The 25,288-nt window shown below is 45.9% G+C and carries 23 protein-coding genes; 11 read left to right on the top strand and 12 right to left on the bottom strand.

Annotated features, from left to right (window positions below; all coding sequences use genetic code 11):
* Positions 1–112: 112 nt before the first annotated feature.
* The 7 genes from RQM65_RS18345 to RQM65_RS18315 all read right to left on the bottom strand — a co-directional run bounded on the left by RQM65_RS18345 (position 113) and on the right by RQM65_RS18315 (position 8,099).
* Complete coding sequence (locus RQM65_RS18345) at positions 113–544, bottom strand: GPW/gp25 family protein (RefSeq protein ID WP_314017108.1); 432 nt, start codon at positions 542–544, stop codon at positions 113–115.
* 152 nt (positions 545–696) lie between these two features.
* Complete coding sequence (locus RQM65_RS18340; RefSeq protein ID WP_314017106.1) at positions 697–3,297, bottom strand: ATP-dependent Clp protease ATP-binding subunit; 2,601 nt, start codon at positions 3,295–3,297, stop codon at positions 697–699.
* A 217-nt stretch (positions 3,298–3,514) separates the two neighbouring features.
* A complete protein-coding gene (tssO, locus tag RQM65_RS18335) occupies positions 3,515–4,021 on the bottom strand; it encodes a type VI secretion system TssO (protein WP_314017104.1) in 507 nt (168 codons plus the stop codon).
* A 29-nt stretch (positions 4,022–4,050) separates the two neighbouring features.
* Positions 4,051–5,205, bottom strand: a complete 1,155-nt coding sequence (locus RQM65_RS18330; protein ID WP_314017102.1) for a hypothetical protein — start codon at positions 5,203–5,205, stop codon at positions 4,051–4,053.
* A gap of 369 nt (positions 5,206–5,574) precedes the next feature.
* The gene (locus RQM65_RS18325; protein ID WP_314017101.1) at positions 5,575–6,438 is read right to left on the bottom strand and encodes a TssN family type VI secretion system protein; all 864 of its coding nucleotides are present in this window, start codon (positions 6,436–6,438) and stop codon (positions 5,575–5,577) included.
* Between the two features lie 6 nt (positions 6,439–6,444).
* Positions 6,445–7,353, bottom strand: coding sequence for a hypothetical protein (locus RQM65_RS18320; protein ID WP_314017099.1), 909 nt, complete (start codon positions 7,351–7,353; stop codon positions 6,445–6,447).
* Between the two features lie 107 nt (positions 7,354–7,460).
* Entirely contained in the window at positions 7,461–8,099 is a 639-nt protein-coding gene (locus RQM65_RS18315; protein ID WP_314017098.1) for a C40 family peptidase, read from the bottom strand.
* Between RQM65_RS18315 and RQM65_RS18310 the strand changes: the two genes are divergently transcribed.
* Together RQM65_RS18310 and tssD are read left to right on the top strand one after the other, a co-directional pair.
* The gene (locus RQM65_RS18310; RefSeq protein ID WP_314017096.1) at positions 8,098–9,138 is read left to right on the top strand and encodes a PKD domain-containing protein; all 1,041 of its coding nucleotides are present in this window, start codon (positions 8,098–8,100) and stop codon (positions 9,136–9,138) included. The genes RQM65_RS18315 and RQM65_RS18310 overlap by 2 nt on opposite strands.
* A 285-nt stretch (positions 9,139–9,423) precedes the next feature.
* Positions 9,424–9,813 carry a type VI secretion system tube protein TssD gene (gene tssD / locus RQM65_RS18305; RefSeq protein WP_314017095.1) on the top strand — a complete coding sequence of 130 codons (390 nt, stop codon included), beginning with the start codon at positions 9,424–9,426 and terminating at the stop codon, positions 9,811–9,813.
* A gap of 55 nt (positions 9,814–9,868) precedes the next feature.
* Here tssD and RQM65_RS18300 read toward each other — a convergent pair whose 3' ends face one another.
* From RQM65_RS18300 to porX, 5 genes are all read right to left on the bottom strand, one after another.
* Positions 9,869–11,068, bottom strand: coding sequence for an alanine dehydrogenase (locus RQM65_RS18300; protein WP_314017094.1), 1,200 nt, complete (start codon positions 11,066–11,068; stop codon positions 9,869–9,871).
* Between the two features lie 279 nt (positions 11,069–11,347).
* Positions 11,348–11,944: a hypothetical protein gene (locus RQM65_RS18295; protein WP_314017092.1), complete on the bottom strand. Its 597-nt coding sequence runs from the start codon at positions 11,942–11,944 to the stop codon at positions 11,348–11,350.
* 239 nt (positions 11,945–12,183) lie between these two features.
* Positions 12,184–12,465 carry a hypothetical protein gene (locus RQM65_RS18290; RefSeq protein WP_314017091.1) on the bottom strand — a complete coding sequence of 94 codons (282 nt, stop codon included), beginning with the start codon at positions 12,463–12,465 and terminating at the stop codon, positions 12,184–12,186.
* A 232-nt stretch (positions 12,466–12,697) separates the two neighbouring features.
* Positions 12,698–13,114, bottom strand: a complete 417-nt coding sequence (gene tsaE / locus RQM65_RS18285; protein ID WP_314017089.1) for a tRNA (adenosine(37)-N6)-threonylcarbamoyltransferase complex ATPase subunit type 1 TsaE — start codon at positions 13,112–13,114, stop codon at positions 12,698–12,700.
* 283 nt (positions 13,115–13,397) lie between these two features.
* A complete protein-coding gene (gene porX / locus RQM65_RS18280; protein ID WP_314017087.1) occupies positions 13,398–14,939 on the bottom strand; it encodes a T9SS response regulator signal transducer PorX in 1,542 nt (513 codons plus the stop codon).
* A 173-nt stretch (positions 14,940–15,112) separates the two neighbouring features.
* Between porX and RQM65_RS18275 the strand changes: the two genes are divergently transcribed.
* The 9 genes from RQM65_RS18275 to RQM65_RS18235 all read left to right on the top strand — a co-directional run bounded on the left by RQM65_RS18275 (position 15,113) and on the right by RQM65_RS18235 (position 25,281).
* Positions 15,113–16,336 carry an HD domain-containing protein gene (locus tag RQM65_RS18275; protein ID WP_314017085.1) on the top strand — a complete coding sequence of 408 codons (1,224 nt, stop codon included), beginning with the start codon at positions 15,113–15,115 and terminating at the stop codon, positions 16,334–16,336.
* 32 nt (positions 16,337–16,368) lie between these two features.
* Positions 16,369–17,403 carry a UDP-3-O-(3-hydroxymyristoyl)glucosamine N-acyltransferase gene (lpxD, locus tag RQM65_RS18270; protein ID WP_314017084.1) on the top strand — a complete coding sequence of 345 codons (1,035 nt, stop codon included), beginning with the start codon at positions 16,369–16,371 and terminating at the stop codon, positions 17,401–17,403.
* Between the two features lie 16 nt (positions 17,404–17,419).
* Entirely contained in the window at positions 17,420–18,805 is a 1,386-nt protein-coding gene (locus RQM65_RS18265; RefSeq protein WP_314017082.1) for a bifunctional UDP-3-O-[3-hydroxymyristoyl] N-acetylglucosamine deacetylase/3-hydroxyacyl-ACP dehydratase, read from the top strand.
* Position 18,806: 1 nt separating this feature from the next.
* The gene (gene lpxA / locus RQM65_RS18260) at positions 18,807–19,592 is read left to right on the top strand and encodes an acyl-ACP--UDP-N-acetylglucosamine O-acyltransferase (RefSeq protein ID WP_314017080.1); all 786 of its coding nucleotides are present in this window, start codon (positions 18,807–18,809) and stop codon (positions 19,590–19,592) included.
* Between the two features lie 169 nt (positions 19,593–19,761).
* Positions 19,762–20,328 (top strand): elongation factor P, encoded by a 567-nt coding sequence (gene efp, locus RQM65_RS18255; RefSeq protein WP_314017078.1) that lies wholly within the window; start codon positions 19,762–19,764, stop codon positions 20,326–20,328.
* Positions 20,325–21,257, top strand: coding sequence for a UDP-3-O-(3-hydroxymyristoyl)glucosamine N-acyltransferase (locus RQM65_RS18250; RefSeq protein WP_314017077.1), 933 nt, complete (start codon positions 20,325–20,327; stop codon positions 21,255–21,257). Before efp ends, RQM65_RS18250 begins: the two co-directional genes overlap by 4 nt.
* Before the next feature lie 85 nt (positions 21,258–21,342).
* Entirely contained in the window at positions 21,343–22,218 is an 876-nt protein-coding gene (sucD, locus tag RQM65_RS18245; protein ID WP_314017074.1) for a succinate--CoA ligase subunit alpha, read from the top strand.
* 86 nt (positions 22,219–22,304) lie between these two features.
* Positions 22,305–23,051 carry a 3-oxoacyl-[acyl-carrier-protein] reductase gene (fabG, locus tag RQM65_RS18240; RefSeq protein ID WP_314017072.1) on the top strand — a complete coding sequence of 249 codons (747 nt, stop codon included), beginning with the start codon at positions 22,305–22,307 and terminating at the stop codon, positions 23,049–23,051.
* Positions 23,052–23,211: 160 nt separating this feature from the next.
* Complete coding sequence (locus RQM65_RS18235; RefSeq protein ID WP_314017071.1) at positions 23,212–25,281, top strand: vWA domain-containing protein; 2,070 nt, start codon at positions 23,212–23,214, stop codon at positions 25,279–25,281.
* Positions 25,282–25,288 lie beyond the last annotated feature (7 nt).

Here is a 25,288-nt window from a genome sequence, read left to right as displayed (position 1 = left end):
AACCCTTAAGCCCAGCGCCCGACGTCTTTTCTTCCTTCTTCCTTCTTCCTTTCGTCCTTTATCCTACGTCTAACGTCTAACGTCTAACGACTACTGACTACAGACCACCGACCTATTTATAGGATAACGGCGCCAAATAATAATCCCCCGTAAAACGGAACGGCTCGTCGGTCTTGATTATTGTGCCGGTGATGGTAATGTAAAGGTATTTCTTCAAGCGTACATTTTGCGATTTTTCCGAAAGGCTTTCCATCAACTCCACGTCGAGGTCAATGTAGTCCAATCTTTTTTCGTAGGTACTGATCTGGTTCTTTAGGGAATATTTGATGCGTTCTTTGAGTACGTTCGCATTGACGAGAAGGTCGAAATCGGTTTCCCAAATTTCGCTGCCGAATTTTTCGTCGTTGGAGTATTCTTCGAGATAGGTGGTTATGATGACGCTGATGAACTGCGAGATGCTATCGCGCAATGTCAATTTCTTCAGTTCCTTTTTTTTAAAAAACCGTGTAAAATCGAATGGGACTTGGTAGTAGGGTTTTGCCATATTTCAACGTTTAAGATTTTAAGGTCAAGGGTCAACGTTCAAGATTAAAAGCTCAAGGTTATGTCGAGGTGGGGACGAAATATCGCATGTCTTCCGTCGACCGTTACCCGAAACCCACAGGATGTATTCTAAGAACATTGTCCGTTCCCAATTCACAACAGATCCCTTTTTCCCTTTCTTTCTTCCGTCCTTTCATTGTTAGTAGCTTTCACACATCGTGTATGTGTACTTCCATCTTCTGCCACCCGGCTGCCGTCATCCCGAACCCGGGTTTTTTTTGATTGTTTTTTCTGGGCCACCGTAAAAACGACTGCGTCGCTTTCCAGTCCTATTTTGACAGTCTGCGGGGCTTGGATCGCTCCGGAAATAATCATTTTGGACAAGGGTCTTTTAAGCTTGTTGCGGATGACCGCTTTCAACGGCCGTACGCCATAAGTCGGCGAAAAACCGTCCAACGCAAGATGGTCCCTGGTCTTTTTATCGATTTCCAAGGTGATGTTCAATCGTTCGGTCAGCGTCAACAGCTCCTTTTTAAGGTGCAGGTCGAAGATTATGGGCGCACTGTCTCTTGATATTGGGGCAAAGGGCACGATTTCGGTGATACGGCCCAAAAATTCAGGCCTGAAATAGGTGGCCAAAGCCTTCATCAGTTCGTCCGACAGCGGCGTTTTTCCGTCTTCGATGGATTTGGCGATGGATTCGGAGCCGATATTCGAGGTAAATAGGACAACGGCGTTGGAAAAATCACCAACCTTGCCCAATCGGTCGCTGAGCTTGCCTTCGTCCAAAATCTGTAGGAACACATCGAAAACGGACTGGTGTGCCTTTTCGATCTCGTCGAACAATACGATGGAATAGGGCTTCTGTCGTATTTTATTGACCAAAACCCCGCCCTCTTCATACCCGACGTAGCCAGGGGGCGCTCCATACAACAGGGCAGCGGAATGCTCTTCTTTGAATTCGGACATGTCGAAGCGCAGGATGGCGGATTCGTCGTTGAACAAAAACTCGGCCAGCGATTTCGCCAGTTCGGTCTTTCCCGTTCCGGTCGGACCGGAGAAAAAAAAGGATCCGATGGGCTGGCCCGCCTTCGAGAGCCCGGACCGGGATTCGATGATGGCCTCTGCTACGGTCTGAACCGCATGGTCCTGCCCGATGACCCTTTTCTTAAGCGTACTTTCCATGTCCATTAACCGTTCGCGCTCCTGAATCTGTACCTTTCCGACGGGGATACCGGTAATATTGGAGACCATGGCCGCCAGATCGGTCCCGTCGATATCAGTACGGTCGTCCTGAGCATGTTCCCCAACGGAAGTCAACAAAGACTCGAGATGCTTTTTTTTCTGGTCGTAATCGGGGAGGCGGAATCCATCTTCGGAATCGAATTTTCCAAGAATAAGGGTACTCAGCCGGTTCTTTGCTGCCATATACAACCAATCGATTTCTTGGTTTCTTTCTTCTTCCGAAAGATTCCCGGACTTCTTTTCAAGGTCATCGATTTCCGCTTGCAGGGTCTCTATATCGCTCGGAAGGGATTGTTTTGAAACCTTGATGGCGGCCATGGTACGATCGATCAGGTCCACCGCCGAATCCGGTAAACATTTTTCCTGAAGGTAACGTTTTGAGAGACGGATGGATTCCCGAAGCGTGACCTCGTCAATTTCTAGGCCGTGATGTTCTGTGTAGATGCGCCCCACGCTCTTCAATATCCTGAAGGTCGTCTCATGGTCCGGTTCCTCAAGCATGACCGATTCAAAACGCCGGTCGAGCGCAGTGTCAACGGCAATATATTTGCGATAGCTGTCCGAAGTCGTCGTTCCGATCAGAATTACCTCGCCCTTGTTCAATTCCGATTTAATGAGGTTGATGATACCTTGACTGGCAGAGACGTCCTGTAAAAGGGAATGGATATCATCGATATAAAGAATCGGCTTTTGCAGCGTCTTGGCCTCTTTGAAGATTTGTTGCAGGCGGTCTTCTACTTCCCCTTTGTAAGATGCCCCCGAGAGTAGGGCAGAGGTGTCGATTTCCAGAAAGTTAATATCCCTTAAGGTGTCCACAACCTTGCCGGAGTGTATTTCACGGACCAAGTTTTGGATCAGCAGGGTCTTGCCGACGCCGGATTCCCCATGTACGATGACGTTGGGTTTGGACTTCCGACTGAGAATTTCCGAAATCAGTTTTAGTTCCCGATTTCGGTCGACGATTATGTCATATGCTCCATTTTTTGCTTCGGACAGCAAATCCACGGTATATTTTTTTAGACGGTCCGTCGTGCCGGTATTCATAATCGAGTGGGTCTTACTTGTGCCTGTACCTACTTTGGACCCGGACCTTACGTCTCCCATCAGATTGTCAAGAAGTTCTGTGATACCGACCGGCAGGGCCTTCAATTGGTCGAAGCTAAACCCCACCCCAGGGGTTATCGCAGAAATAAAAAGACAAATGAGGTCGACGTCCTCTTTGTTCAGTTTTTCTTGGATGTTCCCCGCCTCGGTAAAAACGGTCTCGGCCTCCGAACTCGTTCGGACTTTTTGGTATCGGCCGGATCCTTTCGGATAGCGTTCCAAATTCACATCCGCCCAGTCCTCGATAAAATAAACATCGATACCCCTATCGTGTAACTGCCGTAAAAGAGACAAGTCCCGATTCAATAAGGCCTTCATCAAATGCGGTGGACCGAAACTTTCGTGGTGGTAGTCTTCCGCGAGCTGGGTCGCGATGTGAACGGCTTTTTCTACTTCTTGGTTCATTTGGGGAATGTCGGTTTTTGATTGCCAGTTACCGGTTGTAGGTTGCAAGTTGACAGTTGATAGTTGATGGTTGACGGTTGAGGGTTTGCCGGTTGTTGATTGCTTGCTACTGGTTGTCGATTGCCGGTTGATGGTTTACCGGTGGCTGGTTTTCGGTTTGGTGGTTGCTGATTTACGGTTTGGTCGGTCGACGTAGTGCCGGGTGCTCCTAAACGGACTAATTTCTAAGCCGTTGCGATAGCTCCAAGGCCTTCTCAAGTTGGGCGATTTCTTTTTCCGATGCGTTCAGCTGCTCGTTGAGCTCATCGATTTCATTCTTGGCATTTTCCACTTGTTTGAGGTCGCGCTTCGCATCCATGAGTTTTTTATAGGTCAGGATCAGGTTTTCGTACATACCCATGTCATCGAGGGAATCCCTTGGAATTCCACTTTTTAAACCGATTAGATTGGCGTTGATGTTCTGCTCCAGAAAAACATAGCCTTCAGGGGTGTTTTCAAGGGAATCGATAAGTTTATCGACTTCTTCCAGTTCTTCGATAAATTTCTTCTGGTAGCGGAACTCGTACTGTATTTTCTGGTTCTCGGCCCGTAGCATCCTGTTCTCTTTCCACGGCAGTTTGTAGCTAAAGAAAAATGCGGTAAAAAGTAGGCCGACGGTAACGGCGAACATCAGTAGAAAAAGGAGAAAGGCTTTGGTTCTTTCTTTTTTGTTCAATATTTCCATTTGCTCAGAAATTAAATGTTAAACACGTCTTATTCGGCCAAAAAGGACGTCCCTGCGGCGGTATTCGAAGTATCCGACGTACCCGAATTTCCCATGACCTTATTCTCGTTGACGAAAATGCCCATATCTCGGCGTTGCCCGATATAATCCACTTGGGTGAGCACGTTGAGCAAGGCACCTATGGTATTCATAAAATTGGTGACGGACTTAATGTTGTCATTTACATCCAAATGATCGTACTTGAGGTTGATGATGTTGTTGAACGTCTTTTCATAGTCCCCTCCTTTCAAATCCGTCCAATCCCCAAAATAATTGAACAGCTGTTCTTTGTCCTCAGGGGATGACATATCGATAGAACCTTTGAAAAGACGGGCAAAAGTCACCACGATTTCCAGAAGGTCTCTAGGATGCATCTCGTATTGCTTCCATTTAACATTGGTGATTTGTTGGGCAAGGTAACTGTAGCTCTTGTCCACCGGCATAAACATCGCATCGGCAATGGGATTTTCGTTTTGCCTTGCTTTGATTTTTCTCGCTATCGCAATGACGTCCTGTTCCGCCTTTTTTAGGAAAGCGTCGGTACGGTCATAGAAAGCAATCAATTTATCATTGGCATCCACACTCGTGCAAGGTGGAATATAGTCGGACGTGGAGGAAAGATTTTGGCCATCATTTTCGATTTTGGCGATGGGTAATTGGTTACCCATGACTCCCATTTTTCCGAGTTCTTCCGCATCCACATACGAGAAAAAATATCCGTCGGCAAGAAACGGAAGTCGGGGGGGCACTTCTTTGGGATCGGGTTCACCAAAGGCTACAGGATGTTGGGCATCGAGATTGAGCATTAGAAATCCCCTTTCACTCTTATTTTTTACCAGATCGGTAATGGCAATATCATCATCTACCGTTGGAGTTCGGTCGGAAATGGCTATTCTGTTGCCATCGGGTGTCGTCGCCAAGAGCCTTTTGATAGATATTTTTAGATTCTTGTGGGTGTCGAGGGTGATGCTGAAGTTGCTCCCCGCACGTAGCCGGGGACGAGAAATGCCGTAATCAAAGCGGCTCTTTCGGTTTACCAAAGCATTCTTGATTCCATTTTCAGTATAATTTTGAAGGTCTTGAAAATGTTCTTTAGTGATTTTCATCCCATCGATCCAGTTGATTTTGAAATTAGTATTATCCATGGTCATGCTGTGGTTTTTTTCGTTGGTATTACTAGGGCTTCCGCTTGGCTTCAAATTTGTACAAGGACTACTATTCACCGTTTTTTACTCGATAACCGGGATTTGCCTCGAAACTCTAATGTTTTTCTCAACGAATACCTCGTGGGCTTTCCCGAGTCGACGCTGATAATTTTTGCTTTGAATAATAGCTCATCCGCTAACGTCGTACCTACCCTATATCCGAGTTTGTTGCTACTAACATCATGCTACGGGCCTCAGGACTTCTTTTTCCGCCGGCAAGGTCGTCCTCCGAATTTTGGAATCCGTTGATTGCCATTATCTGCTTAAATTGGTATTCAGACAGTTTTGAACCTGCTAAACCTTCCACCATTAAATCCTCTGGCAGATTACGACATCCCCATCCTGTAAATTATTTTTCACCACGCTCAGCTCAGAATCGATATGTTTTGATGCCGCGTACCACTTGGGTTTGATATAGAAATACCATCCGTAAGGATTGCCCGAATCTTCCGTCATTTCTATTTTAGTCGCTTTTTTATCGTTGTAATCGTTAATAAAGAAAAAGAATAAGCGTCCGAATGCCATATCCTTGGGAGCTTTCGCCTTAAAACTCGTCATATGTGCCTCCTTAGTATTCTTATGGAACATAAAGTTGAGAACCATCATGTTCTTCAGTTCGTAGTGTTTCGGGATATCGTATTTATTTCCCAAGGGATAATACCATTGGGAATACAATTTTACAGGGATGGAAATAGCATAGTTAAAGAGGATGAAAAAGCTGGTGGGAAGAACGAAAGCAGCCATTATTAAAATGTAATAAAGTAAGAATTCCAGATCTTCGAAATATGAACTTATCACGATGACGGGCACGATCAAGATTATCGAAGTAATGACGGAGAACACAATTTCCTTAAACCTGTTGTGGTCATCGAACCTGGTAAACGCTATCTGGAAAAAATAAACGTGAAGGGCACCCATGATAAGGGCACAGCCCAATAGCGTTATATGTCGGAATATGACCGTCGATTGGCGGAGGTTATATGCAATCGCTGCCATAAAAGCCATCACCGCTAGTTGGATAAGTAGGTAGAAGTAGAATTTTTTTTGTTGTTTTTTGAAGCCTGGCGTGTTCGATGCCATCAGGCGCAACGCGACGAACACGACGGACAAAGTGGCCATCAAGGGCACAAGGGTTTCGAAACCGATGTATTTTGCAAAATAATTTGTACTCATAATAGGTTAAATTGTAGACGAAATATCGAGCCTGCCTTCGTAGACTTTACTGCCAAGTGTAAATTGTCTTTTTGCTTCTGGGATTGTAAAATCGATTTCAAATTCACTTTCGAAAGGCAGGGTGTGTTCTAGAAAAAATCGGACAGCTGCGCTTATTTTTCCGTCCGGCAGATAGTCTTCAATGGCTTCGGGCCGTGAGATCTCAGTCATAGTAAACCTATACTTTGGAAGAAAGCTCTGCGATGGTCCCGATATCGCCATGTTAACACCCAGCTGCCACGGGGCATCTTCAGGTTGATGCGCGACACAGGCATACTCCTGCCCTACAGTAACTTCTTCATCGATAATATTTTCCAATACCTTTTGTATCAACGGTAAATTGCCTGCAATCTTGTACAAAAGGGGCATTGTCTTTATAATTTTCACAGCAGTTTTTTCAGGAATTCGAGTATCGAGCTTCCAAAGAGTACGGAGGAGTTCGGCGAGGGCAGTACCGTCAAGCGACCGAAAGATCTGGTCTTCTTCATTTTCGATGGCAACCCTATGTAGAAAAAATTCCGTTTCCAGCGGCTTGAAAAATTTCCGCACCTGTTCTTCCTCCAGTTTTCGATTTTTATAATTGGCGACCATGGTCTTTACTAAAGTGGTGCTGCCGTTTGGGGAATGGAAAAACCGCTCAGGAAAGATGTCATAGAAACTGCGGCGGCTGAGGTGAACTTCAACTTTGTTGTCTTCGTTGGCTTCCTCGATATGGGTGATGTCTTTACTAAAACCGCGTTTAAAATAATCGGTCATGTTAAGGTTTAAGTCCACTTCGTTCTCCATAAGACGGGCAGCAAAGAGTTCAGCCTTTAGATCGAAACCCAGTTCAAGTACCTGTTGTCGAATCGGAGGATTGCAATTTTTTTGTTTCATTTTTTAGTTACGATTCGAAGTACTGGTTCATTTTCCATTGGTATATGTCCGTTCTAACGAGGGCATTGACCTTTGATGCGTGGCACTTCAGGATATTCGGCTTCGCATTACTTCAACAGCCTGGCACTGGCCACATATTTATCTTGCCAATACGGGGTATCCAAATCAGTGATTTCAACGCCGCGGGGGGAGTTAGAACCCAAAAATTTCCCATTTTGGAGGTATATGCCCACGTGGGATACAATTTCATCCTGGAAGCGTAGTCTGAAAAATACCAGATCCCCTTCCTTTAAATAGTCTTGGTTTTTGAACTGGGCCCGGGTGTCGAAATAGAACTGCTGCAACGAGGTTCGGGGAATCTCCTTGTCATAGACTTCCTCATAGATCTGTTGCGTTAACGAAGAGCAATCCACCCCGTCAGGCGATGTGCCGCCCCATCGATAGGGAGTCTCCAACCATTTGGTTATCGCTGCGTATAGTTTTTCGTTGGTTAGGGAGTCCTCCGAAATCCGCAACAAGGTCGCGAATTTCTTTTTTTCTTCCGGACTTAGATATTGTATTCTGGCGGATGCATCGGTTACCGGACCGGAGCTTGTTTCCTTTTGTGGTCGGATGTTTTTTTTCTCGGAATTCCTAAGCTTGGTGATCTCTCGTTTATAATAGGAATAATCTGTCTTTTTATAGTTTTTTTTTGCACATGAACCTGAAAGTACAATAACAAGAAGAAACATTAGTTTTAATTTCATGGCCCATAAACGATTTTATAAAACAAAATCCCACTTTGACCGAAACGTATATATTACTTTTTTAGTATTCTTTTTGGTCGCATTGACGTTATTATCGTTCAAGATAAACTCTAGTGTCGATTGTTCCGATGTCGGCTTTGAAGTGGTCTCCGAATCTTATACGGTAGAAGACCTTATCGAGTTCAAGAGTACCGACATCTCGGGAGTAGAGTGGCAGTGGAATTTCGGTGACAGCACTGCTACGGCACATCGCTCCGATGTAGTGCATCGGTTTGCCCAACCTGGAAAATACACGATTTCGCTACGGATGAACGGCCAGTGTATGGCCACTAAGGATATCGTAATCGAGAAACAAAGAATTCGTAAGGATCCCGAGTTGATTCCCAACATCATACTGCCAAAATACGTGCGGGTAGGAGATCAGGTCGAATTTGCCAACGACTCCAAGTTTGCCAAAGAGTGGCAATGGAGTTTCGGGGAAACCACGGATATTGACGGGAGAGACCGAGTAGTGCAGTACACTTATAAGCAACCGGGCGAAAAGACGGTTTTGCTTGTAGTAAACGATGACCGCTTACATGAGGCCAAGCAGCGTATTACCGTTTTGCCGGTCGAAAAGAAACGCAAAGCAAGAAATATTATGCGTAGGACCGACCCGATAGAAACCGTTTTAAGGCAGCAAATTATTGATAAACCTATCGCCGAAAGCCGAAAAGAGGAAAAAGAAAAAAGAAGAAAAGAAGCGGAAAAAATAAACCGTATCGATGTTTCGGAACACCAGTTACAACAGCTCTGTGCGGACTATTCCAACCGAAGAATAGACGATACCACTATCCGCAATTATTTCTGCTACAGCAATATACCAGTTTTTAACAAGACAGGGGATCGGTTTACCGTAAGCGAATTCTTTAACACAATAAGGGATGTCAAGCTCGAACTGAACGGCATCAAGTTGGTACGCGATAAAAAAACGGGCTGCGTCAAGAGTATGACCGTTGATATGCGAACCAGGAAGGGATTGTTTTGGAAGAAGTTTTGAGATTGGGGCTCCTGCAAAGCGACTGTTTTAAATAATGTAAATATGGGTAGCCCGGCTTTAAAATAAACAAATTTTGTTCTCGTCCGTTCTTACATTTAGAGGTAAATGACCGCTCGAAACATCGATGAAAGAGAAGGTTTAAGGCCGTTTGTCGAAAATGGGATCAGAATTTGGCAGCTTATCGAAAAGAAAGAATTCTCTTATGCCAATTTAATAATTTAGAATTGTCTTTTATGACGTTATATATATTTAATCCGGCAGTATTTGCCACAAAACCATTGCATTATGTCTTTTAAAACCAAGTTGAAACTAGGAGGAAAGGAGTACAAAGTGCTTCATTGCTCCTATGACCTGAACCAAGAAGTAGATCCGACCGGAAGACCCTCCTCCGTAACACGGGGCGGTAGAGTGACCCTTACCGTGGAATCTACCGGCGATACGGCTCTTTTTGAGTTGATGACCGATAATTTCGGAAAAAAGGACGGTAGCGTTGTCTTTGCCAAAAGGGACACTGACGCCACCCTTAAAGAACTCAAATTGACCGAGGCCTACATGGTCAAATACAAAGAAAATTTTGACTCGACGGGAAAAAATCCACTGACGGAAACTTTTACACTTTCTGCCAAGGAAATGTCCTGCGGGGGAGGAATGCATACGAACGATTGGGTGATTTAGTGCTTCCGATCACGCACATTTTTAAAAACGGGAGGCTGCTATGGCCTCCTTTTTTTTAAAAAATCAAGAAATTGATATCGCTGTACTGCAGGTCGAACCATTCGCCAACGGTCTTGTTGGTGAGAATCCCGTGGTACATGTAGAGTCCGTTTCGCAGGCCTTTGTCAAAACGAAGTGAGTTTTCGAGTCCCCCGTTCTCACCCAGTTCCAGCAAATAGGGGGTAAAGATATTACTGATAGAGATGGTAGCCGTCTTCGGATAGCGGGAGGGGATATTGGGAACCCCATAGTGAATCACTCCATATTTCTCCATGGTAGGTTTGTTGTGTGTTGTTATCTCACTAGTCTCGAAACAGCCTCCCATATCGATACTGACATCGACGATGACTGCCCCTTTTTTCATTTTTTCGACCATCGTCTTATCCACTATGACGGGCGTTCGATCCTTTCCACGCATGGCACCGATGGCCACATCACAGCGGCGTAGGGCTTTCAAGAGATTTTTAGGCTGCAGGGTAGAGGTATAGACGGTCTGACGCAAGTTGGCCTGCAGGTTTCTCAACATGGTCAACGAATTATCGAATATCTTGACGTTTGCGCCTAGGCCCAATGCGGATCTGGCCGCAAATTCCCCCACCGTGCCGGCACCTATTATGACAACTTCAACCGGAGGCACACCGCTGATATTACCGAACATGAGACCCTTCCCATCATTGGTGGCCGACATGGTCTCAGCTGCGATCAGCACCGATGAAATTCCCGCTATCTCGCTTAGGGAACGTACGGCAGGATATTTTCCGTCACGATCACGTATATATTCGAAGGCCACTGCGGTAACCCTCTTTTTGGCCATTTTTTCAAAATACGTTTTGTTCTGGGTCTTGAGCTGTAGGGCGGATATGATGGTGGCTTGCGGGTTTATCATTTCGATTTCCGAAAGGGTGGGCGGCTCGACCTTGAGCAGTAAGGGACAGGAGAATACCTTTTTAGTGTCTCTTGTAATTTCAGCCCCCGCATCGGTATAATCGAGATCGGAAAAATGGGCGCCTTCGCCCGCGCCCGCCTCGATCAGCACCCGGTGACCGTTCGAGGTGATGGCCTGAACGGCATCGGGAGTAAGGCAGATCCGTTGTTCCTGATAATGATTTTCTTTAGGAAGACCTATGAACAGCTCGCTTTTTTGCTTAAAGACTTCCAAAGTCTCCTCTTGCGGAATTAATTGTTGTTTGCTAAAGGGACTGGCAGTTTGGTTCATAGAATTGAATGTTCCAGTAGTATGATTGAAAATCGGTGAAACTCTTGATCGCGGTACCCATTGTCAGTGCCCAAGATTGATAATTATTGATCAAAGGCCTGCGTTGGAAAGTAAAATTACAATTTTTTGAGGAATACTACATATCGAAAAATGGAAGCGAGAGGAAGGATGCGATATGAGCACCCCTATTGATCGTGATAGCTTAAAGCGTTCGATGGCAAACGAACAATTGCTATAATCTTCTGTTACGCGAAGCCTACCCTATTGTACCTATTATCGTTAGTGGCTCCAATCGCTCAACTGATTCTGCAACTGCTTGAATTGGGATTCCAGTTTACGGGTAGAAAGCTTTTCGTTGATTTTTTCCGAAAAGGATTTATAGCCAGTTTCTTCGGATGTTATCGAAGTTGAAGGGGAAGGGGTTTGTGCAGAAGATTTGGTAATCAGGTTTTCCCGTGTATCGCTGGTGGATATGGTTGAGGTAGTACTTGTGGATCCGGTTTTGGAATCCTCATGATCATTATCCTGTTTTTCCTTTAGTTTTCTAAGTTCGTCTTCCATGGCCTCTAAATCAATGCCGTGGACGTATTTGTCGTATAGTTTGATTCGGATAAAATAAACGACGGGCACAAGGATCATACAAAACGGTAGGAGCCATAGAATGTTGTCGGTATCAATGAAATTATCATCGGAAATCACTCCTTCGAAAATTTGAAACCCATACATTAAAATGGGAATCAAGATGATGTGATACCACCAATGCCTACAGGTTAAAAACCAAATCAATAAGAGGTAAAGGGGAACGAGTTTCCCCAACAAAAACCAAACATAGACATTGATATTCGGAAAACCATTTTTGGTTATAGTAATGCCCAAAACATCGATTGTAGCATTTGGATTGCTTGATACAAATTCGTGAAGTTTGAAGACAAATGGCGAAACAAGGATTAAAATCGCAACGAAGGACTCCAGTACAATCCTCTTTTTAAATTTAATTCTTATTTCTTTAGACTCAATTTTCATTCCAGCAATTACTTAAATAAGTGAAACCGATAGAATGTTAACGAAAAAAAGGGCAATTTATGATTGCCCTCTAAAAAAACTTACGAGAAATACTACTTGCCCCGTTTCTTGTCCCCGTTGATTAACTGAGTTTTGTCAACAAAACTCTTTTTGTCACCGTTGATCAACTGGGTCTTGTCCACGAAGCTGTTCTTCTTGTCACCGTTGATCAACTGGGTCTTGTCCACGAAGCTGTTCTTCTTGTCACCGTTGATCAACTGGGTCTTGTCAACACCATGCTCATACAACTGATCATCTGAAGCGGTGTCCGCAGTTTCACAGGATACGATTGAAAGGGTTGCACATGCCATAAGGCCGAATACGACTTTTTTCATAATGGGGTTTTTGGTTAATTATTTAGTTATATGTACAAAAATAGATAAAATGTACTTTGCAAACATACTTTTTGTCCATAAAATCTGACATTTTATCTGAAAAATAGCTCATTTCGTCGAAAAGTTCTCCGTTCATCGAAAAGTGGACAATAAAAAATAAGGCGGTCTAGACGGTAAGTTTACTGATTAAGAAGCGCTCAAAACTACTTTGGCTAGTCGGTTTCGATAAGGGCTACCGTCCAATATCTAAATGTCTTGTTTCTTGGCCGATAATTTCAATTCGTATTTCGGTAGCATCATCAGGAAGGAAAGATGAGATTTTCTCCGGCCATTCGATAAAGATCCAAACATCTTTGTTCAAATAATCATCCAGGCCCATATCCAAAGCTTCCATCTCGTCCTCTAACCGATAAAAGTCAAAATGATAGGCGAGCAGCTCACCGTTCTGATCGTGGTATTCGTTAACAATCCCGAAAGTAGGACTGTGTCCGGTGTCCGTCGCACCCAATTCCTGAAGTATCGCCTTGATTAAAGTAGTCTTCCCGGCACCCATGGAGGCGTAAAAACACAGGGTCTTGGACGTGGCCTGCCCGACGATTTGTTGGGCTACCTTTTCTATTTGCGTAAGCTTGTAAGTTTTCTTAATCATAGAATTACAATAAGATGGGCAAAATTGTCGCGGTTAAAGAATTACATTCTTATGACTGACTATCCTAGTGGTTGCAGTAACTATTTTTTTTGGACGTGTATTCGGAACTTATTGTATGCCTTTTCCATGACCTTTTCTTTCGAGTTGAATGGTTGCGCGGCGCTCATCATCTCTATCGACGGCGGGTCCAAAAATAGGCAATCGGCCGGGGTTTTTGAACCCACATCTAAATTTCAATTTGAGAATTTTCAGGGTGAAGCGTCGAAGGTAAGAAACTCTAGGCTCACCGCGGCGACAGCACTACAAACGGAATGATCATCTCTTCCAGCGATACCCCACCGTGCTGATAGGTGTTGCGATAGTAGCTGACGTAATGGTTGTAGTTGTTTGGGTATGCGAAGAACAGGTCGTTCTTGGCGAAAATAAAGGAGCTGCTCACGTTAATGCGGGGCAGATGAATCAGCGCCGGATCCGGGGCGGCTAGCACGTCTTTCTCCTCGTAGGTGAGGCTGCGACCGGTCTTGTAGCGCAGGTTGAGACTGGTTTCCTTATCTCCGATGACCTTTGAGGGCTGTTTGACGTTGATGGTGCCGTGGTCGGTGGTGATAATTAGTTTCATGCCGAGTTGCTGCGCTTGTTGTAGGATTTCTAGCAAAGGGGAATTCTTGAACCAGCTTTGGGTCAACGAACGATAAGCTTTATCGTTGCGCGCCAGTTCCTTGATGACTTCCATCTCGGTCTTCGAGTGGCTCAGCATGTCCACGAAATTGTAAACGATGACGGTCAGGTCATTGTCCTTTTGGGATTTAAAGTTTTGCGAAAGCTGTTTCCCTTGCCGCAGGCTGCTGATTTTATGGTATTCCCATTGGATGTCGAGTCCCAATCGCTTGATCTGTGCACCGAGAAATTTGTCCTCGAACAGGTTTTTACCGCCTTCGTCGGTGTCGTTTTTCCACCAGTCGGGATAGCGTTTTTCCATATCCGAAGGTGTGAGTCCCGAAAATATGGCGTTGCGGGCGTACTGCGTCGCGGTGGGCAAGATACTAAAATAGGACGCTTCCCTGTTTTTTTTATAAAAAGACCCAATGGTATCCTCGAAGGCGTACCATTGGTCATAGCGCAGGTTATCGATGACCACGAGTAGGGTAGGGGTGTCGCCGATTTCGGGGGCGATCCATTCCCTAAAGAGGGTGTGTGACATTACCGGACCATCGCCATCAAACCAGTCCTTATAATTTTTATCGACGAATTTCCCGAAGTGGTTGTTGGCTTCGGCTTTTTGGGATTCAAGGATTTCGAACATACCACTGTCCTCGATATCCTCCAGGCGCAGTTCCCAATAGATCAGTTTTTTATAGAGTTCCGTCCACTCGGTAACGGAATTGACCATGGAGAGGTCCATCGCGATTTTCCGGAATTCCTGTTGATAGTTGGCGGTCGTCTTTTCGGATACCAACCGGGAGTGGTCGAGGTTTTTTTTAAGGGATAATAATATTTGGTTGGGATTGACCGGTTTGATCAGGTAATCGGCAATCTTGGAACCGATGGCTTCCTCCATAATAAACTCCTCTTCACTTTTGGTAATCATCACCACGGGAAGCGAGGCGTCAAGGACCTTGATTTCGTTGAGGGTTTCCAAGCCGGAAATTCCGGGCATGTTTTCATCCAAAAAAACAATGTCCACTTGAGATTTTCGAATTTCCTCCAAAGCTTCCTGTCCGCTTTGACAGGTAATAACATCGTAGTTCTTTCCCTGTAAAAAAATAATATGGGGCTTTAAAAGATCGATTTCGTCGTCGGCCCAGAGGATGGTGATGTTATTCATGGTTTGAAAAGGGGTTAGGAGTTAGGGGATTAGTGGGTTAGTGAATGAGAATACTAAGCGCCTTGAGTTATGGTGTGGCGAGCTAGAGGCAATGATAAACTAATAATCCCATAATTTTATAAACTCAATTACTAACTTTGATTCCGGAGAATAGTTTAAAAAAGGATGCCCTCTTGAAAAAAGCTACAAAGTTAAAAATCTTCAATGATCCAATTTACGGATTTATTGCCATTCCCGATCCCTTGATTTTCGAGCTGATCGGTGAACCGTACTTTCAACGCTTACGACGGATTTCGCAAATGGGACTTTCGTACTTGGTCTACCCGGGGGCGCATCATACCCGATTTCACCACGCCCTAGGTTGTATGCATCTCATGCAAGAGGCGGTTCAGGTACTCCGATTGAAAGCCGTCGAAATTACGGAGGAGGAAGAAACGGGGCTTTATGCCGCCATTCTCCTGCACGATATCGGACATGGACCGTTTTCCCACGCTATGGAGCACAGTATTGTCTCGGGCACGAATCACGAGCAGATTTCGCTGGAGTTCATGCAGGCATTGAACGACAAGTTTAACGGAAGTTTAACAATGGCCATCGAAATTTTCAGAGGGCGGCATAAAAAACTATTTTTAAATCAATTGGTATCCAGTCAGCTCGACATGGATCGGATGGACTACCTGAAGCGGGACAGTTTTTATACCGGCGTCGCCGAGGGCAACATCAACGCCGAACGCCTCATTACGATGCTGAACGTGGTCGATGGCCGTTTGGTGGTACAGCAGAAAGGTATTTATTCCGTAGAAAAATTTTTGATGGCTCGGCGTTTTATGTACTGGCAGGTCTACCTTCATAAAACAGGTATCGTCGCCGAACAGCTGTTGATTAGGACTTTGAAGCGTGCCAAAGAACTCACTGCGGACGGCGATGCCTTGCCCTGCAGCGAACCGCTGCGATTTTTTATGACTCATAAGATCAACCGCGACGATTTCGATCGAACTATACTCCATACCTTCGCCAAACTCGACGATACCGACATCCTGTCCGCCTTAAAAACCTGGCAAGACCATCCTGACTTTGTGCTTTCGCATTTGAGCGGCATGATTATCAATCGTCGTCTGCTCAAGATTAAGCTCAGGAAAAAGCCTGTCGACGAGATGCGTTTACAACAGTATGTTATGAAATTCGCAAAAAAACATGGGCTCACGGAGCACGAGGCCCGCTACTTTGTTTTCGGGGGTCGGATAGAAAACCAGGCCTACGATCAGCGACATCAGAATATTGACATCCTAAAGAAAAACGGGAAACTGATCGATGTTGCCAAGGCCTCCGACCAGCTGAACCTGAAGGCACTATCCAAAAAAGTTGTCAAAAATTACGTGTGCTATCCTAAAGGCTAAAAGCATTAACTATTTTTCTTACTTTTGCACCCATGGTGTTTACGGCTGGTCAAATTGCGGGTATCTTAGATGGTGATCTTAATGGTGATCCCGATATAGCCGTTCACAAATTATCCAAAATCGAGGAAGGCGAAAAGGGAGCTTTGACCTTTTTGGCCAATCCCAAATATACTTCCTATATTTATTCCACTAAGGCCTCCATTACGATTGTCAATAAAGATTTTGTTCCCGAGCAGTCTTTGAACACTACCCTGATCAGAGTTGATGACGCCTACAAATCGTTTTCGCGCATTTTGGAATATTACAATCAGGTAAAGAACAACAAAACGGGAATCGAGCAACCCATCTATCGCTCGGAAAATGTAACCTATGGTACTGAGGTATATCTAGGGGCTTTTTCTTACCTCGGTAACAATGTCACCCTTGGTGACAACGTAAAAATCTATCCCAACGTTTATATCGGCGACAACGTGAAGATTGCCGATAACGTTATCGTTTTCGCCGGAGCCAAGATCTACTCCGAATCGGTTATCGGAAAAAACTGCATTATACACAGCGGGGTCGTGATCGGGGCGGACGGTTTCGGATTTAGTCCAAATAACGACGGCGAATTCCAAAAAGTCCCCCAGACCGGAAACGTTATTTTAGAGGACGATGTCGATGTAGGTGCCGGTACGACCATCGACCGCGCCACCTTAGGCTCGACCATCTTGCGGAAAGGGGTCAAGCTAGATAATCAGATCCAGATCGCCCATAACGTAGAAATCGGGGAGCATACGGTGATTGCCGCCCAGACTGGAATCGCCGGGTCGGCCAAAATCGGAAAGCGATGTATGATCGGGGGGCAGGTAGGTATTGTAGGCCATATCACGATCGGTGACAACGTAAAGATACAGGCGCAGTCCGGTATTGGGCGCAACGTCAAGAGCGGTGAGGTACTTCAGGGGTCTCCAGCATTAAATTACGGCGATTACAATAAATCGTATGTACTCTTTAAAAACCTTCCGAAAATGTCGAATCGTCTCGATGAACTTGAAAAAAATACGGTCCAATCGAAAGAAGTTTGAATTTCCCAATTGACAAATGAAACAGAGAACCATTAATAAAGAGGTCATATTAAAAGGTGTCGGCCTTCACACCGGTGCCGACGTGACCATGAAATTCGTACCCGCACCCGTAAATCATGGCTATGCTTTCAAACGCGTCGATCTCGAGGGAGAACCCGTCATTGAAGCCGATGCCAAATACGTAGTCAACACCCAAAGGGGTACCAATCTAGAAAAAAAGGGAGTTAAAATTCAGACTTCCGAACATGTACTTGCGGCGCTTGTCGGTATGGAAATCGATAATGTACTGATCGAGTTGGACGCTCCCGAACCTCCTATAATGGACGGGTCGGCCAAATATTTCGTGGAAGGTCTTGAAATCGCGGGTTCCAGGGAACAGGATGCAGATCGCGAAGAATATATCGTAAAGGATGTAATCACTTATAAGGATGAGGAGAGCGGTAGTGAAATCACGGTAATTCCCGCGGATAGATATCAGGTGACCACCATGGTCGATTTTGGCACGAAGGTCTTGGGCACTCAGAATGCTACCTTGAACGACCTATCCGAGTTCAAGGATGAGATCGCGTATGCCCGCACTTTCAGTTTCCTTCATGAACTGGAGACCCTGCTGGAAAATGGGCTCATCAAGGGGGGCGATCTGAACAATGCCATCGTTTATGTGGATAAAGAAATTTCCGAAAGCACCATGAAGAAGTTGGAGGATGCCTTCGACAAGAAAAAGCTATCGGTAAAACCCAACGGTATTCTAGACAACCTGACCCTGCACCAACCCAACGAAGCAGCGCGACACAAGCTCTTGGATGTAGTTGGCGACCTGGCCTTGGCCGGGGCCCGTATCCGTGGCAAGGTCATCGCCAACAAACCGGGGCACTATGTGAACACCCAGTTTGCCAAAAAACTTTCCAATATTATCAAGCTCGAAAAACGGAACAAGGTGCCCCAGTATGATTTGGACCAACCGCCGTTGATGGACATCCATCAGATTATGGCGATGTTGCCACACCGCCCCCCGTTTCTTCTTATCGATCGTATTCTGGAACTTTCCGACACCCACGTTGTCGGTATGAAGAACGTGACGATGAACGAACCGTTCTTCGTAGGCCATTTCCCCGACGCCCCGGTAATGCCGGGCGTGCTTCAGGTGGAGGCCATGGCCCAGACCGGCGGAATACTGGTGCTGAGCACGATACCGGATCCCGAGAACTACCTCACCCTGTTCATGAAGATCGATAATGTGAAGTTCAAGCAGAAAGTGCTTCCGGGCGATACCCTTATATTCCATTGTAGCTTGATTTCGCCTATTCGCCGGGGCATTTGCCACATGCAGGCCTACGCCTATGCCAATAATAAACTTGTGTGTGAAGCGGAAATGATGGCCCAAATCGTCAAAAAGAAATGATATGAACCAACCGTTGGCCTACATCCATCCGGGCGCCAAAATCTCTAAAAAAGTGGTGGTCGAGCCCTTTACGACCATTCACAACAATGTGACCATTGGCGATGGAACTTGGATCGGGTCCAACGTAACGATTATGGAAGGGGCCCGCATCGGAAAAAACTGTAACATCTATCCCGGAGCCGTTATTTCCGCCTCGCCCCAAGATTTAAAATACAGGGGCGAGGATACCACGGTAAGTATCGGAGACGATACGACGATCCGGGAGTGCGCGACTATACACAAGGGTACCTCCGACCGGAATAAGACGGTAATCGGAAAAAATTGCTTGATTATGGCATATTGCCATATTGCCCATGACTGTATCGTCGGTGACAACTGTATTTTTTCGAACAATTCCACCTTGGCAGGCCATGTCACGGTCGGCGATAACGTGATTTTAGCGGGACTCGTTGCCGTGCACCAATTCGTGTCCGTGGGGCAGCACGCCTTTGTTACCGGCGGTTCTTTGGTGCGAAAGGATGTACCTCCCTATGTCAAGGCAGCTAGGGAACCGCTATCCTACGTTGGAATAAACTCCGTGGGATTGCGCAGAAGGGGGATTCCATCCGAAAAAATTCGGGAGATCCAGAACATCTATCGCATCCTCTATCAAAAAAATTATAATAATTCCCAAGCTACCCAGATCATTGAAGCCGAGATGGAGGCCACGCCCGAAAGGGACGAGATCTTGCAGTTCATCCGTGATTCGCAACGGGGGATTATGAAAGGATATTTTAGCAATAGCTGATTTTAAGATGTTTTACTTTTAAAATGGTTCTACCTTTATTTCTGTAAAACAATAGGTATGACACTTAATTTGACAAAAAGACGAAAGGAAGAAACGATATTCTCAAATCGACCAATGCTCAAATCTTCAAATTCATTTTAACCTTAAACGTTGAACTTAAAACCTTAGCATGGCATCAACATCAGATATACGAAAGGGACTTTGTATTCGCTACAACGACGACATTTATAAAATCATTGAATTTTTGCACGTTAAGCCGGGCAAGGGTCCTGCCTTTGTGCGAACCAAACTGAAAAGTGTAACCACGGGAAAGGTCTTGGAGAATACATTTTCTGCCGGTCACAAGATCGACGATGTAAGGGTCGAGACCCGGTCTTACCAGTTTTTGTACGCCGATGGTGAGACGTATCATTTTATGAACACCGACGATTACAACCAAATTGCACTTCAAGAGAGTGCCCTAGACACCCCAGATCTATTAAAGGAGGGGGAAGTGGTGACCATTCTGTTCAACACGGAAGATGCGATGCCCCTCTCCGTGGACCTGCCTGCCAGTGTAGTTCTTGAAATCACCTACACCGAGCCGGGGGTAAAGGGCAATACAGCCACCAACGCCACCAAGCCCGCCAAGGTGGAGACGGGGGCCGAAATAAACGTACCTCTTTTTCTCAACGAAGGCGATAAGATCAAGGTGGATACCTCGAGCAGTTCCTACGTGGAAAGGGTCAAGGAATGAAACTTCCCGTTCCCCATACCTTAAAGCAGATTGCGACCATCATCGGTTGCGAGTATGTGGGTGCAGATGATTTTCCGGTGCTGGGGATGAACGAAATCCACGTAGTGGAGCATGGGGACATTGTTTTCGTGGACCATCCTAAATACTATGATAAAGCCCTGAAATGTAAGGCGTCGGTGGTGCTTATCAATAAAGAGGTCGAATGTCCGCCCGATAAAGCCTTGTTGATTTCCGACGATCCGTTCCGGGATTTCAACGCCTTGATCCACTATTTCAAGCCTTTTGAAGAGGCCTTGGGCACCATTGCGAACTCCGCCGTTATCGGTAGGAATACCGTCATTCAGCCCCATGTGTTCATTGGGAATAACGTACACATCGGGAATCATTGCATCATCCATGCCAATGTGACCATAAACGACAACTGTGTAATAGGAGACAACGTTATCATCCATTCCGGAACTGTTCTTGGGTCCGACGCTTTCTATTATAAAAAAAGGCCGGAAGGTTTCGATAAACTCAGTTCCTGCGGGAGAGTGGTCTTGGAAGATGGGGTCGAATTAGGTTCCCTATGCTCAATCGATAGGGGAGTGACGGGGGATACCACGATCAAAAGAGGCACAAAACTGGATAACCAGGTGCATGTCGGCCACGATACCGTTATTGGAGAAAACTGCTTGATCGCTTCCCAGACGGGTATTGCAGGCTGTGTGATTATCGAGGACGAGGTCACCCTTTGGGGCCAGGTAGGGACGACGAGCGGAATTACTATAGGAAAAAGGGCGGTCATCATGGGCCAAACAGGCGTTACAAAATCCGTCCCCGGCGGTAAAAGTTACTTTGGGACACCCATCGAGGAATCCCGCGAAAAATTGAAACAATTGGCCAACGTGAAAAAAATACCGGCCATTTTAAAGAATATGGGGGAATAATTAGTTCCGAATGCTTTAGAAATCGAGGTCAATCCCATATTTTTGTGCATTAGGTCGAAGCAGTAAATAACCAATAACATAACAAATGAGCGTATTAGTCAATAAGGATTCCAAAATAATCGTACAAGGTTTTACCGGAAGCGAGGGAACTTTTCATGCCGAACAGATGATAGAATACGGTACCCAGGTAGTTGGTGGCGTAACTCCGGGGAAAGGCGGACAGGAACATTTGGGCAAGCCGGTTTTCAATACCGTGGCCGAAGCGGTCAAAGAGGTAGGTGCCGACACGAGCATTATATTCGTACCCCCCGCCTTTGCCGCCGATGCGATCATGGAAGCTGCCAACTCCGGTATCAAGGTCATCATTACGATTACCGAGGGTATTCCCGTTGCCGATATGGTGAAAGCTGCGGATTATATCAAGGACCGCGATTGCCGTTTGATCGGACCGAACTGTCCCGGGGTGATTACGCCAGGGGAAGCTAAGGTCGGCATCATGCCCGGCTTTGTTTTCAAAAAGGGTAATGTAGGGGTCGTTTCCAAATCGGGAACGCTGACCTACGAGGCGGCGGACCAGGTAGTACGCCAAGGTCTTGGGATTTCGACGGCCATCGGAATCGGTGGTGACCCGATTATCGGTACGACCACAAAGGAAGCCGTAGAACTTTTGATCAACGACCCCGAAACGAAAGCCGTCGTCATGATCGGAGAGATTGGCGGACAGTTGGAGGCCGATGCCGCGAAGTGGTACAAAGCTAATGGCAGCAAAAAACCCATTATCGGCTTTATAGCCGGAGAGACCGCTCCAGCCGGCCGTACCATGGGCCATGCCGGTGCGATTGTCGGCGGAAGCGACGATACCGCGCAGGCCAAGAAAAAAATCATGAAAGAGCACGGCATTCACGTGGTCGATTCCCCCGCGGAAATCGGCTTGAAGGTGAAAGAGGTGATGGAAGGGTGAAATTTTAATTCACCAATTCCAAATTCCAAAATAGGGTGATTGTCCTTTAAACACCCCCGGCCCTAGGTTACTAAAATATCCGTACCATGAAATTGTTAGCAGGAAAGAATGTGATCATAACCGGTGCCAGCCGAGGTATCGGTAAAGGCATTGCCGAAATATTTGCGGATCACGGAGCCAACGTGGCTTTTACCTATAGTTCGAGCGAAAAACCGGCTTTGGAGCTGGAGAAAGCGCTTAAGGGCAAAGGCGTAACCGCAAAGGCCTATCAAAGCGATGCCGCAAGTTTTGAACAGGCCGACGCCTTGGTCGCTAAGGTGTTGGAGGATTTTGGCGGAATCGACGTGCTCATCAACAACGCTGGTATCACGAAAGACAATCTCCTAATGCGTATGACCGAAGCGGATTTCGATAGCGTTATCGAGACCAACCTCAAATCCGTTTTCAATATGACCAAGGCGGTGCAGCGTACGTTCTTGAAACAGCGCAGCGGCTCGATTATCAATATGAGCAGCGTGGTCGGGGTCAAAGGCAATGCGGGACAGACCAACTACGCGGCCTCGAAGGCGGGGATGATCGGATTTACAAAATCCGTTGCCCTGGAACTTGGTTCGCGGAACATCCGGTGCAATGCCATCGCCCCTGGGTTTATCGAAACCGAAATGACCAATAAGCTCGACGAAAAAACGGTACAGGGCTGGCGAGACGCTATTCCCTTAAAACGGGGCGGGTCTCCCGAAGATATCGCCAATGCCTGTCTTTTCTTTGCCTCCGACCTATCCCTTTACGTAACAGGGCAAGTGCTTAACGTCGATGGGGGAATGCTTACTTAGCTGAGTTTATAAGTTTATGGGTTTATTAGTTTATTTCTGAAAGAATCACTGCAAAACAATGATCCCTACAATGAAAATCTCCCGACCACTACTTAGTACTTGCCACTCAATATTCATTAGTACTTAATACTCAATACTCTAAGTACTAACTACTAAAAAAATGGACGTTCAAACAGTACTCTTGATCATCCTCGCTGCCATTGTGGCCTTGGGTCTGGTACTGTTTCAATACTACTATAAAGTCAGACGAAAGGGCAGATTATACATAATTTTGTCCTTTTTGCGATTTCTGGCTTTGTTCGGGGCCTTGCTGCTGCTGATCAATCCTCAATTCACCAAGAACGAGTATCGTATCGAAAAGGCCGATCTGGTCGTGTTGGTCGACAGGTCCACTTCGGTCGCGGCCTCCAGTGATACGATTCAAAAAATGGTAAGGGAGATAACCGAAAGCGAGGAGCTCGGCAATCGTTTTACTTTAGTAAGCTATGGCTTCGGGGCGAAATTAATGGACGGAGCCTTTGACGGTGAGGTTGTTAACGGGAACGGCATCCTTGATGTCGACTCCATATATTCTGAAAACAGCACTGATATTTCCGGGGCCTTAAGGGGAATCCAAGATATCCATTCCGCATCAAACACTGCCGTAGTGTTGTTTACGGACGGGAACCAGACTTTTGGTCGGGATTACGAGTACTATGAGAGCAACCGGAAATTGGCCGTTTTTCCGGTGGTCGTCGGCGACACGACCCGCTATGACGATATCGCGGTCACGCAGGTCAATGCCAACAGATATGCCTTCCTAAACAATAAATATCCCCTAGAAATCTATGTATCCTACTCTGGAAAGACCGATATACGGTCCACTTTAAACGTCGCAGTTAATGGAAGAACGGTATTTCGGGAGAATATTGAACTTTCGGAAACCGACCAGGTCCGAACGATCAATACCTTGTTGAACGCCAATTCTGTCGGCCTGAAGAACATCGTTGTATCCGTCGAATCCTTGACAAACGAGCGAAATACAGCAAACAATTCCCGACAGCTAGCGGTAGAGATTATCGACGAAAAGACCGATGTGGCCATCGTTTCGAATCTGAGGCATCCCGATATCGGGACTTTGAAGAAAGCGATCGAAAGCAATGAGCAGCGATCGGTTACCATCATGAAGCCGACCGGGAATTCCGCGAAATACGAAGGTGTTGACCTGTTCATTCTGTATCAGCCCGATACATCGTTCGATCCTCTTTACGATTACATCCAAAATAAAAATTCCAATCTGTTCACTATTACAGGTACGCAGACGGACTGGAATTTTTTGAACAAGGCGCAAAATAGTTTTTCAAGGAACAGTTACAATCAAGCGGAAGAAGTTTTCCCGATGCAAAACCCGGGATTTAGGATTTTTAATGCCAGTGATTTTTCCATACTGGATTTTCCGCCCCTGAACGCCAACTTGGGGGAAATACAGCTCGACGCTGCCGGGGATATCCTTTTGACCCAACGGATTCGGGGCGCGGAACTGGACCAGCCTTTGCTTGCGGTTCTTGAAAACAACGCCCAAAGGGAGGCCGTGCTGTTCGGGGAAAATAGCTGGAAATGGCGGATGCAGAGTTTTCGTAATGAGGGGGACTTCACCAATTTCGATGAATTTGTCGGCAGATTGGTACGCTATCTGGCCAGCAACAGTTCCCGGGAACGGTTGACGTTGGAGTATAATTCAATGTACACCGGTAGCGGAAGCGCCAAGATTGCGGCCACCTATTTTGATGAAAGCTATACCTTCTCGCCCAATGCACGCATCGACATCCGATTGAAAAATACCGATACGGATGCGGTGACGGATATGCCAATGCTGTTGACGGGAAGTTATTACCAATCGGATGTAAGCAACTTGGTCCCGGGTAATTATGATTTTACGGTATCCGTCCGCAATGAAAACCTTTCCAAATCCGGTAGATTTAGTATTCTTGATTTCGATGTGGAAAAACAACTGATTACGACGGATTATCCCAAATTGGCACGTTTGGCCCGGAACACCGGGGGGAAAAGCTATTTTCCATCCGAAGTGGAAACGCTATTATCCGAGCTTTTAAAAGACGACCGCTATCTGCCCGTTCAGAAAGGCGAACAAAATACCGTATCTTTGATCGATTTTCAGATTCTCTTGGCGCTGATCACTATAGCATTGGCCGCCGAGTGGTTTATCAGAAAGTATAATGGACTAATCTAAACTAAAA

The organism is Pricia mediterranea, from assembly GCF_032248455.1.
Classification (GTDB): Bacteria; Bacteroidota; Bacteroidia; order Flavobacteriales; family Flavobacteriaceae; genus Pricia; species Pricia mediterranea.
The sequence above is the reverse complement of the archived record's forward strand: the minus strand, read 5'-3'. Positions and strand labels throughout refer to the sequence as shown.

Coding starts and splice junctions, on each gene's coding strand:
- RQM65_RS18345 (WP_314017108.1), bottom strand. CDS start 544: ATGGCAAAACCCTACTACCAAGTCCCATTCGATTTTACACGGTTTTTT.
- RQM65_RS18340 (WP_314017106.1), bottom strand. CDS start 3,297: ATGAACCAAGAAGTAGAAAAAGCCGTTCACATCGCGACCCAGCTCGCG.
- tssO (WP_314017104.1), bottom strand. CDS start 4,021: ATGGAAATATTGAACAAAAAAGAAAGAACCAAAGCCTTTCTCCTTTTT.
- RQM65_RS18330 (WP_314017102.1), bottom strand. CDS start 5,205: ATGGATAATACTAATTTCAAAATCAACTGGATCGATGGGATGAAAATC.
- RQM65_RS18325 (WP_314017101.1), bottom strand. CDS start 6,438: ATGAGTACAAATTATTTTGCAAAATACATCGGTTTCGAAACCCTTGTG.
- RQM65_RS18320 (WP_314017099.1), bottom strand. CDS start 7,353: ATGAAACAAAAAAATTGCAATCCTCCGATTCGACAACAGGTACTTGAA.
- RQM65_RS18310 (WP_314017096.1), top strand. CDS start 8,098: ATGGCCCATAAACGATTTTATAAAACAAAATCCCACTTTGACCGAAAC.
- RQM65_RS18315 (WP_314017098.1), bottom strand. CDS start 8,099: ATGAAATTAAAACTAATGTTTCTTCTTGTTATTGTACTTTCAGGTTCA.
- tssD (WP_314017095.1), top strand. CDS start 9,424: ATGTCTTTTAAAACCAAGTTGAAACTAGGAGGAAAGGAGTACAAAGTG.
- RQM65_RS18300 (WP_314017094.1), bottom strand. CDS start 11,068: ATGAACCAAACTGCCAGTCCCTTTAGCAAACAACAATTAATTCCGCAA.
- RQM65_RS18290 (WP_314017091.1), bottom strand. CDS start 12,465: ATGAAAAAAGTCGTATTCGGCCTTATGGCATGTGCAACCCTTTCAATC.
- tsaE (WP_314017089.1), bottom strand. CDS start 13,114: ATGATTAAGAAAACTTACAAGCTTACGCAAATAGAAAAGGTAGCCCAA.
- porX (WP_314017087.1), bottom strand. CDS start 14,939: ATGAATAACATCACCATCCTCTGGGCCGACGACGAAATCGATCTTTTA.
- lpxD (WP_314017084.1), top strand. CDS start 16,369: ATGGTGTTTACGGCTGGTCAAATTGCGGGTATCTTAGATGGTGATCTT.
- RQM65_RS18265 (WP_314017082.1), top strand. CDS start 17,420: ATGAAACAGAGAACCATTAATAAAGAGGTCATATTAAAAGGTGTCGGC.
- lpxA (WP_314017080.1), top strand. CDS start 18,807: ATGAACCAACCGTTGGCCTACATCCATCCGGGCGCCAAAATCTCTAAA.
- efp (WP_314017078.1), top strand. CDS start 19,762: ATGGCATCAACATCAGATATACGAAAGGGACTTTGTATTCGCTACAAC.
- RQM65_RS18250 (WP_314017077.1), top strand. CDS start 20,325: ATGAAACTTCCCGTTCCCCATACCTTAAAGCAGATTGCGACCATCATC.
- sucD (WP_314017074.1), top strand. CDS start 21,343: ATGAGCGTATTAGTCAATAAGGATTCCAAAATAATCGTACAAGGTTTT.
- fabG (WP_314017072.1), top strand. CDS start 22,305: ATGAAATTGTTAGCAGGAAAGAATGTGATCATAACCGGTGCCAGCCGA.
- RQM65_RS18235 (WP_314017071.1), top strand. CDS start 23,212: ATGGACGTTCAAACAGTACTCTTGATCATCCTCGCTGCCATTGTGGCC.